This window comes from Streptomyces sp. W16 (assembly GCF_033194735.1).
In the GTDB taxonomy this organism is placed as follows: domain Bacteria; phylum Actinomycetota; class Actinomycetes; order Streptomycetales; family Streptomycetaceae; genus Streptomyces.
On sequence record NZ_JAWOAI010000430.1, the window covers coordinates 1 to 8774 of the forward strand.

7 protein-coding genes are annotated in these 8774 nt (G+C 69.8%); all 7 read right to left on the reverse strand.

Translation table 11 applies throughout. From position 1 onward, the window contains the following. Window positions 1-1829, reverse strand: a 1829-nt coding sequence (locus tag R6V09_RS38995) for a DUF3492 domain-containing protein (RefSeq protein ID WP_317886213.1), incomplete at its 3' end; no start/stop codon positions are given. Window positions 1830-2030: 201 nt separating this feature from the next. Then, complete coding sequence (locus R6V09_RS39000) at window positions 2031-3632, reverse strand: ABC transporter ATP-binding protein (RefSeq protein ID WP_317886214.1); 1602 nt, start codon at window positions 3630-3632, stop codon at window positions 2031-2033. After that, the gene (locus R6V09_RS39005) at window positions 3629-4627 is read right to left on the reverse strand and encodes an ABC transporter permease (protein WP_317886215.1); all 999 of its coding nucleotides are present in this window, start codon (window positions 4625-4627) and stop codon (window positions 3629-3631) included. Before R6V09_RS39005 ends, R6V09_RS39000 begins: the two co-directional genes overlap by 4 nt. Beyond that, a complete protein-coding gene (locus R6V09_RS39010; RefSeq protein WP_317886216.1) occupies window positions 4624-5670 on the reverse strand; it encodes an ABC transporter permease in 1047 nt (348 codons plus the stop codon). Before R6V09_RS39010 ends, R6V09_RS39005 begins: the two co-directional genes overlap by 4 nt. 4 nt (window positions 5671-5674) lie before the next feature. Then, window positions 5675-7393 carry an ABC transporter substrate-binding protein gene (locus tag R6V09_RS39015; RefSeq protein WP_317886217.1) on the reverse strand — a complete coding sequence of 573 codons (1719 nt, stop codon included), beginning with the start codon at window positions 7391-7393 and terminating at the stop codon, window positions 5675-5677. A 194-nt stretch (window positions 7394-7587) separates the two neighbouring features. Beyond that, window positions 7588-7680, reverse strand: a complete 93-nt coding sequence (locus R6V09_RS39020; protein WP_317886218.1) for an Ms4533A family Cys-rich leader peptide — start codon at window positions 7678-7680, stop codon at window positions 7588-7590. A 56-nt stretch (window positions 7681-7736) separates the two neighbouring features. Next, window positions 7737-8774: DUF3152 domain-containing protein (locus R6V09_RS39025; RefSeq protein ID WP_317886219.1), on the reverse strand; the 1038-nt coding region annotated here is incomplete at its 5' end.

Below are 8774 nucleotides of genomic sequence, written 5' to 3' on the forward strand. Positions count from 1 at the left end.
GGGCCGCCGCGAGCCACGACGCGGGCCCCGGGGGCAGTCGCCGAACCCGCCGGAAAACCCGTTGCCGGGCCTGCCGCAGGTCCTGTTGCCGGACCTGTCGTCGGGCCGGTCCAGCGGCCGGGGACGTGGGACTCCGCGGGGGCGGCGAACGGGAGGGGTTCGCCGGTGTCGTCGAGGACGACACGGTGGACCGGGGAGTGCGAGACGACCTCCAGGTAAATGCCGTGAAATGCCGCGATGTTCTGCTCGACGGTGAACAGTTCGAGTGCGCGGGCGCGCGCGGCGGCGCCCAGCCGCTCACGGCGCTCGGGGTCGCGCAACAGGGTCACGCACGCCTCGGCGAGCGCCCGTGGATTGCGCGGGGGCACGACGAGTCCCGTGCCTCCGATGACCTCGACCACCGCGCCGACGTCCGTGGACACGGTCGCCCGGCCGCAGAACATGGCTTCGACCAGGCCGATCGGGAAGCCCTCGACGACGCTCGACAGGACGATCACCGTGCCGGCCGCGTACGCCTCGGGGAGCGTGGGAGCTTCCGGGCCGCCGATCTCCTCGAAGGACACCGGGTTGTCGCCGACCGCGTGCACGCCCTCGGCCTCGTCGGGGAAGAGCTGTGCGGCCAGCGCCCGGCAGTGGCCCAGGTAAGCCGCGCCCTCGGCGCCGGAGGGCGCGCCGACGATCCGCAGGCGTGCCTTGGGCTCCTCCTTGCGGATCTCCGCGAAGGCGTGGAGCAGGGAGATCAGGTCCTTGGCGGGTTCGACACGGCCGACCCACAGCAGCGTGTCCGGGTCGGCGCGGTCGGGCGCCTCGCCCACCTCCGCGAAACGGGACGCCGCCATGCCGGGGTGGACCGTGCGCAGTTTCGTACGGTCGGCGCCGCAGCGTTCCTGCCAGCGGCGGGTGTGGGTGTTGCCGGGAGTGATCAGCGCGGCCCGTCGGTACACCTCGGCGGCCAGCCTGCCGTGGAAGGCGGCGAGCAGGGCCCGTACGGCGGGCGGGGCGTCCGCCGAGGCCAGGTAGTGCGTGCGCAGTTGCAGGCCGTACTCGGTCACCAGCAGCGGTACGCCGGCGAAGTGCCGGGCGAGCAGCCCGGGCAGGGCCGCGGTACCGCCGGCCGTCGCGTGGCAGAGGTCCACGGAGCCGAGGGCGTCGTCCTCGTACCAGTCGAGCGAGAGGGGGCGCAGGGCGCGTTCGACGTGTGCGGCGACGGTGAGGAGATCGGGTACGCGCGCCTCGCGTGCCGTACGCAGTGCGCCGGGCGCACGACAGGCGCGTTCGAGGGCACGCACGGCGCTCTCGGAGCGCAGCGCGGACACGAGTCCGCCCTCGTCGCGGGCGAGTTCCGCGAGCCCGTACAACGCGTTGGCGAAACGGTCCGCCACAACGGCGGAAACCTCCCCGGAGAGCGCGGAGGGCCCCGCGGAAACGGGCTCCGAGAACTCCGCGGGCCTCGCGGAATCGGCGGACTCCGACCCGGCCGGCCCAGACACGAACGACTGCGACTCCGCCGACACGATCGGCCCCTGCACCGGCGCATCCCCCGCGCACAGCAGCGCCGACAACTCCTCGTAGTACTCCCGGAAGCGCCGGCGTGCACGGCGCCCGAGCGCCGGTCCGTCGTCCTCGGCACTCCACAGCGGCGCGGTACGTACTCGCCGGACCTGGGGCGGCAGTTCGAGCCAGCCCTCGGCCTCCTGGCGTTCGCTGCGGCTGAGCGCGTAGATGTCGAACTCGTGCTGCCCGAGCCCGCGTACGAGCCGGTCGCACCAGAGTCTGGCGTCACCGCTCACATACGGATAGCCACCCTCCGTAACCAGTCCTATGCGCACGACCACACCCCCGATCTCCCTTGTGGGGAGCCACCGTTGACCCGGCGGCTCGCAGCGGGACGAACGTATGCGGACATGACGGTGGCGCGACGGACGGTTGTCCATCGCGCCACCAAAAGGGGTGAACGGTCGTAACTTTCCCGTGCGGGTCGCGTTCGCTCGCGCTAAGGGATCACCCTGAGGCAGATCGTTCTACGATCCTCAGGTCGTCGCCAACTCCCGTCGGGCCGCCCTCCGCCGGGCCGCCACCTCCGGATCGAGGGCCGGTACGGCAGCCAACAGCTGCTTTGTGTACGGGTCCTGCGGGGAGTCGTAGACCTCGTCGGCGGGGCCCTGTTCGACGATCCTGCCGCGTCGCATCACCGCGACCCGGTCGCTGACCTGGCGCACGACGGCGAGGTCGTGGGCCACGAACACGAGCGCGAGGCCGAGTTCGCGCTGGAGTTCGCCGAGCAGGGCGACGACCTGGGCCTGCGTGGTGACGTCGAGCGCCGAGACGGGCTCGTCGCACACGATCACGCGCGGGTCGGCCGCGAGCGCCCGCGCGATGCCCACGCGCTGACGCTGTCCGCCGCTGAACTCGTGCGGATAGCGGTCGTAATGGGCCGCTTCGAGACCCACGCGCTCCAGGAGTTCGCCTACCCGCCTCCGGATGCGCTCCTCGTCGCGTTCTCCACGCGCGCGTAGCGGGTCGGCGATCGACTCGCCCACGCTGCGGCGGGGGTTGAGGGAGGAGACCGGGTCCTGGAAGACCATCTGGACGTCGGGGCGTACTCCTCCGCCGGGCTTGATCTCGCCCGCCGTCGGCTTCAGCAGCCCGACCAGCATCCGGCCGAGCGTCGTCTTGCCGCTGCCGCTCTCGCCGACGACGCCGAGGGTCTCGCCCCGGTGGATGGTCAGCGACACGTCGTCCACGGCCGCGAACGCCCGCTTACCGCGCCCGAATTCGCGCCGCAGGCCCGTGGCCTCCAGGACGACCTCCGGGGCCGCCGAGGACGCCTCGGAGGGCGCTCGCGGTGCGTCCACGCGCGGGACCGCGCCTAGCAGAGCCCGGGTGTACGGCTCGGTCGGCGCCCCGAGGACGGTGCCCACCGGCCCGTGCTCGACAGCCCGCCCGTGCCGCATGACCAGGATCTCGTCGACGCTCTCGGCGGCGACACCCACGTCGTGCGTGACCAGGAGCAGGCCCAGGCCGGTCTCCTCGCGGAGCGTGTGCAGCAGGTCGAGGATCTGGGCCTGGACGGTGACGTCGAGCGCGGTCGTGGGCTCGTCGGCGATCAGCAGGTCCGGCTCGCAGGCCAACGCCATGGCGATCAGGGCGCGTTGGCGCATGCCACCGCTGAACTCGTGCGGGCGGGAACGGGACCGTCGTGCCGCGTCCGGAATTCCCACCCGGTCCAGTACGTCGACGGCACGCGCGCGTGCGGCCCGACGCGACACGCGCGTGTGCACGCGATAGACCTCGGCTATCTGGTCGCCGATCGCGTAGTACGGGTCCAGGGACGACAGCGGGTCCTGGAAGACCATCGCGGCCTTGCCGCCGCGCAGCCGCCCCAGGTCCGCGTCGGACGCCTCCTGTACGTCGATGCCGGCCACGCGCACCGAGCCGCCGACGTCGGCTCCCGTGCCGCGGTGCAGCCCCAACAGGGCCGAGGCGACCGTGGACTTGCCGGAGCCGGACTCGCCGACCAAGCCGAGCGCGGCGCCCTTTTCCAGAGTGAAGGAGAGGCCGTCGACGGCGCGCAGGGATCCGAATCCGACCGTCAGGTCGGTGACCTCGACCAGGACATCCACCGAGCTCATGTGAGCACCACCCGTCGGTCGGCCACCGCGTAGAGCACGTCCGCGACGGCGTTGGCGATGACCACGAAGAAGCCGATGACCAGGACCATGCCGACGACCACAGGGAGGTCGACGACATTGACGGCGTGGACGAGTTCCTGTCCGATGCCGGGCAGCCCGAAGAGCGTCTCGGTGAGCACCGCGCCGCCGACCGCCGAGCCGACGTTGTTGGCGTTGAGGGCGATGATCGGCGCGAACGCCCCGCGCAGCGCGTGCCGCCCGATGATGGACCGTTCACCGACGCCGTACGCGCGGAAGGTGCGGATGTGGTCCTCGGCAAGGGTCTCCAGCATCGACGCCCTGGTGAGCCGGGCGAACGTGGCGGCCTCGATGAGGGCCAGCGAGAGCCAGGGCAACAGCAGGTTCCAGGCCCACTGTTCGGGGTCGTCGGTGAGACCGACGTACTGCGGGAAGGGCAGCAGTTGGAGCTGCCCGCAGACGACGATCATCAGCACCAGGCCGATCACGAACACCGGGGTGGCGACGCCCGCGAGGGTGATGCCGGTCAGCAGGCGCTCGGTGAACCGGCCGCGCCGCCACGCGGACAGGACGCCGGTGCCGACGCCGAGGATCAGCCACAGCACCATCGCGCCGAAGACGAGCGACAGACTGACCGGCAGCTTCGCCAGGATCAGCTGGGTGACCTGCTGGTCGCCCTGGTACGACAGGCCGAGGCAGGGTGCCGAGCAGTGCTCCACGGAGGTGCCGGTGGAGTAGTCCTGGCCGACGAGGATGCCCTGGAGGAAGTGCCAGTAGCGGAGGTACAGCGGGTCGTCGAGCCTCAACTGCTGGGCGACCTGGTGCACTTGTTCCGGGGAGCAGCGCGGGCCGCAGGTGATCTGGGCGACGTTGCCGGGGGTGACGAAGAAGACGACGTAGACGATCACCGAGATGGCGAGCAGGGTGATCACGGTGCCGACGGCGCGGCGCAGGACGAATCCTCCGAAGCCGCTCATGAGGTGGCCTCCTTGGTGCTCGCGTCCGCCGAGGTCTTCTTGGAGTTGGCGTCCGCCTTCGCCTCGCGCTTGCGGCCCGTACCGACGCGCAGGCGTGAGGCCGCGCGCGGGTCGAGGGCCGTACGGACGCCGTCGCCGAGGACGGTCAGGGACAGCACGGTGACGAACAGGGCGCCGGCGGGCAGCAGCAAGTACTGCGGGGCGGCCTGGTACCAGACGTCGGCGGAGGTGAGCATCTGTCCCCAGGAAGGCGTCGGGGGCTTCACGCCGACGCCGAGGAAGGAAAGCGCGGCCTCGGCGCTGATGTTCATCGGGAAGAGGAGCGCGGCGTACGTGATGACGGGCGCGGCGAGGCCGGGCAGCAGTTCGCGGCGGGCGATCCGCCAGGTGCCCCAGCCGCTGAGCCGGGCAGCCGCGACGTAGTCGAGTTCCTTGAGGGTGAGCGTCTGGGCGCGCACGATCTTCGCGGTGTTGCCCCAGGCGATCAGGCCGATGACGAGCGCGACCAGCAAGGGGCGCGGGAAGCTGCTCGGCACGATCGCCAGCAGCGCCAACGACATGATCATCAGCGGCATCGCGACGATGATGTCGGTGATCCGGCTCAACAGTTGATCAACCCATCGGTTGCCGAGCCCGGCGGCGACACCGACCACGACACCGATGAGGACCTGTACGACGGTCGCCCCCAGCGCGACACCGAGCGAGACCCGGGCGCCGTACACAAGGCGGGCGAACAGGTCGCGGCCGGTCTGCGGTTCGACGCCGAGCCAGTGGTCTGCGCCGATGCCCCCGAAGGAGCCGGTCGGGACGCCACCGCGCGCGGAGTCGATGAGCGACGGGTGGTAGGTGAAGGCGTCCTGGCCCTCGATCGCGGTGAGCAGCGGCGCGGCGAGTGCGACCAGGACGAGCAGGGCGACGACGGCCGCCGCGACGAGGGCGGCACGCTGCGCACGCAGCCGCCGCCAGAACTGACGGGCCCCCGAGCCCGCCGGGACGGAGACGTCCGTCCCGGCGGCCTGGGAGGCGACAAGTGCCTCGCTCATGGGGTTACTTGACCGCGACCTGGGAGATGTCCAGGACACCGGTCCAGTCACTGATCACGACGTTCTTGATGTCCTTGCCGACGAGTCGCTTGTAGACGGGGTGGAACAGCGGCACGGTCAGGGCCTGCTCGCCGATCTTCTTGTCCAGTGCACCCCACCGCTTGGCGGCCTCGTCAAGATTCGTCAACTTGTTGATCGAATCAATCTCAGCATTGACCGACTTGTCATTGAGCAGGCCGGTGTTGAAGTTAGCGCCGTCCTTGACGATCTGGCGGCCGTCGAAGATCGGGGCGAGGAAGGGACCGCCGGAGGGCCAGTCGGCACCCCAGTGGGCGAGGAAGAAGCCCGGCTCGGTCTTGACGCTGTGGATCTTGTCCTTGTAGTCGTTGATCTCCAGGCCCTGCAGCTTGACGGTGATGCCGGCCTTCTTGAGCGCGTCCTGGATCGCGGTCGCGATCTCCGGGCTGGTCTCGAAGTCCTTGTCGTTGGAGTGCGTCAGGGTGACGGTGATCCCCTTCGGGTAACCGGCCTCCTTGAGCAGCTCCTTGGCCTTCGCCGCGTTGCCGGACGCGCCCGCCGGGAAGAGGTCGTAGGGGTCGTACCCGAAGGACTTCTGGTTCGGCAGGAAGGTGGTCGCGGCCTCGGCCAGCGACGAACCGCCCGCCGCGTTCACCACCGACGAACGGTCGATGGCGTACGAGATCGCCTGGCGCACCTTGACGTTGTTGAACGGCGCGACCGTGGGGTTGAACGCGATGTAGTTCGTGTAACCGAAGTGCCCGGTGCCGACGCGCGCCGCGAGTTCCTTGTCGCCGGTCACCTTGGCGAGCTCGGCAGGACCCAGGTTGGTGTCCGTCGTGACAGCGGCGGCGTCCGTCCCCTGGGACGACGACAACCGCTGGTTGATCACGGACGAGTCGAGTCCCGACTTGACGTCGATCTTGTCCGGGTAGGCCTTGCGCTCGGCGTCCGTGGCGGTGGACCAGTACTTGTTGCGCTCCAGGACGAGCGTCTCACCGTCGTTCTGGTTGCTGACGACCTTGTACGGCCCCGACGAGATCGGGTGCTGCTCGTACTTCGTGCCCGTGTCCTTGCCCTGCGGGACGGGCGTGAACTGCGTCTGCGTGGCGAGGTAGGGGAACTCGCCCTCGGGCTTGTTCAGATGGAAGACGATGGTCCGACTGTCGGGAGTCTCGATCGCGCTGAGCCCCTTCTTGTCCTTGTACGGCCCCTGGTAGTCGGCCGCGCCGACCAGCCAGTCCCTCAAGTAGGGCGCGCCGCCTGAGAGTTCGGGGGCGAAGGAGCGCTCGATGCCGTACTTGATGTCGGCCGAGGTGATCGCGGTGCCGTCCTCGTACTTGAGGCCCTTCTTCAGGGTGTACGTCCAGACGGTCGCGTCCTTGTTGGGGCGCCCGGTGTCGGTGGCGAGGTCCGGGACGACCTTGGCGCCGGCCGCCCCGTTCTCGCGGTTGCGGGTGGTGAGCGTACGGAAGACGAGGGAGGGGACGTTGCCGCCGCCGGAGGTGTACAGGCGCGCCGGGTCGAAGTCCTCCTGGGGGTTGGAGTTCAGGACCGTGAGCGTGCCGCCCTTGTGCGGCGTGGAGTCGCCACTTGAGCCGTTGGCATCGTTGTCCTTCGGCCCGCAGGCGGCGGCACCCGCTGCCACGGCCAGGCTGACGGATGCCACGGCCACGCGCCGGGCTATGACGGACGGTTGACGCATCGGAATGACGACCTCTCGGGGTGGTTTCTCGGGAACTCTCCGGGAGTTCTCGAATAGCGAGACGGATGGACGAGGGGTGAGACGGAAGTGAACAGGCGTCTGCCCCGGCGTCAGGTCGTCGGAAATGCCCTGCCGAAGTCACACGGGCAAGGGCGTGATGGTGCGGGTCGCGACACGAACGCCAGGGGCGGTGCTCAGCGACAGAGGATGTCGGCCACGCAGAGCGGGGTCACGCCGATGAGCGCCAGCTCGATGGCGGCGCGATTCGCGACATGACTAGACCACATGCCAAAAAATATGAAGGAAGTTGCGGCTCGTGTCAATGTGACATAAGCGTCGCCCGTCAACTGCCCGGGTACGGCCAGGGGTTCGCCAGACAGTGGATCCCGTCATGGTCGAGGAACTTGGTCTGCTGCTGCATGACCGGGGCCAACTCGCCGTCCTTGTCGCAGGTCACGTGCCCGTAGCCGAGACGATGACCGACCTCGTGGTTGATCAACATCTGTCGATACGCGTACATCTTGTCCCCATATGTTGACGACCCCTGCGCCCATCGATACGCATTGATCAACACACGTTCCGTGGCCGCCGAGTCGCACGACACATTGTCCTCGGTGGTGTCGAGCCCCGACTTGGCACACCACTTGGCGGTGGTACCAGGGCTCGCGAGAGTGATCACGAAGTCCGGTTTGCCGGAGTAGATCCGCTCGAAGGTACGGGCCCCGTTGTGGGCCCAACTCCGGTTGTCGTTGAGCGTCTTCTGCACGGCCTCCGCGAAGAGCGTGCCGTCGAGCCCGAGTCCCTGCTCCACGTCCACGCGGTACGTGTACTTGCGCCCCTTCCCGGGCGCCTTGTCGACACCGGGCACCGCGTCGAACTTGTCCGGCCCCTTGAGCTTGGCGTCGAGCGGGTACTTCTTGTCCATCTTCTGGGCATACGTCAGGGTCGCCACCCGCGGAGAGGCGGACGTGCTGGGCTGCGCGGAGGCGGTACCGGTACCCCGTACGTCCCGCGCCTGGTCGGTGGCCGCCTCCGACCGCACGCCGCCGTTGTCACCGTCCCTGACGACCTGTCCGGCGACGACGACGGCCAGCACGGTGGTGACGGCCGCGGCGGCGATGCCGGTGTAGGCGCGCCCCTTGCCACCCCTGGCGGGACCGGCACCGACACCGGGCCGGTCCCGGTCGACGGGCGGCGCGCCCGCACTGTCCACGTCGCCCTTGGTGCCGCTTTCGTCGTCAGTGCCGGAGTCGCTCTCGGGCGGCCAGTCGGTGACGGAGGCATACGGGTCGGAGCGGTGCGCGGCGACGCCGGCTCGGGGTGCGAAGACGTCGTCGTCCCCGTCGAAGGCGTCGACGTAGTCCTGCCGGGGACCACGACC

Coding starts and splice junctions, on each gene's coding strand:
- R6V09_RS39020 (WP_317886218.1), bottom strand. CDS start 7,680: ATGTGGTCTAGTCATGTCGCGAATCGCGCCGCCATCGAGCTGGCGCTC.
- R6V09_RS39005 (WP_317886215.1), bottom strand. CDS start 4,627: ATGAGCGGCTTCGGAGGATTCGTCCTGCGCCGCGCCGTCGGCACCGTG.
- R6V09_RS39015 (WP_317886217.1), bottom strand. CDS start 7,393: ATGCGTCAACCGTCCGTCATAGCCCGGCGCGTGGCCGTGGCATCCGTC.
- R6V09_RS39000 (WP_317886214.1), bottom strand. CDS start 3,632: ATGAGCTCGGTGGATGTCCTGGTCGAGGTCACCGACCTGACGGTCGGA.
- R6V09_RS39010 (WP_317886216.1), bottom strand. CDS start 5,670: ATGAGCGAGGCACTTGTCGCCTCCCAGGCCGCCGGGACGGACGTCTCC.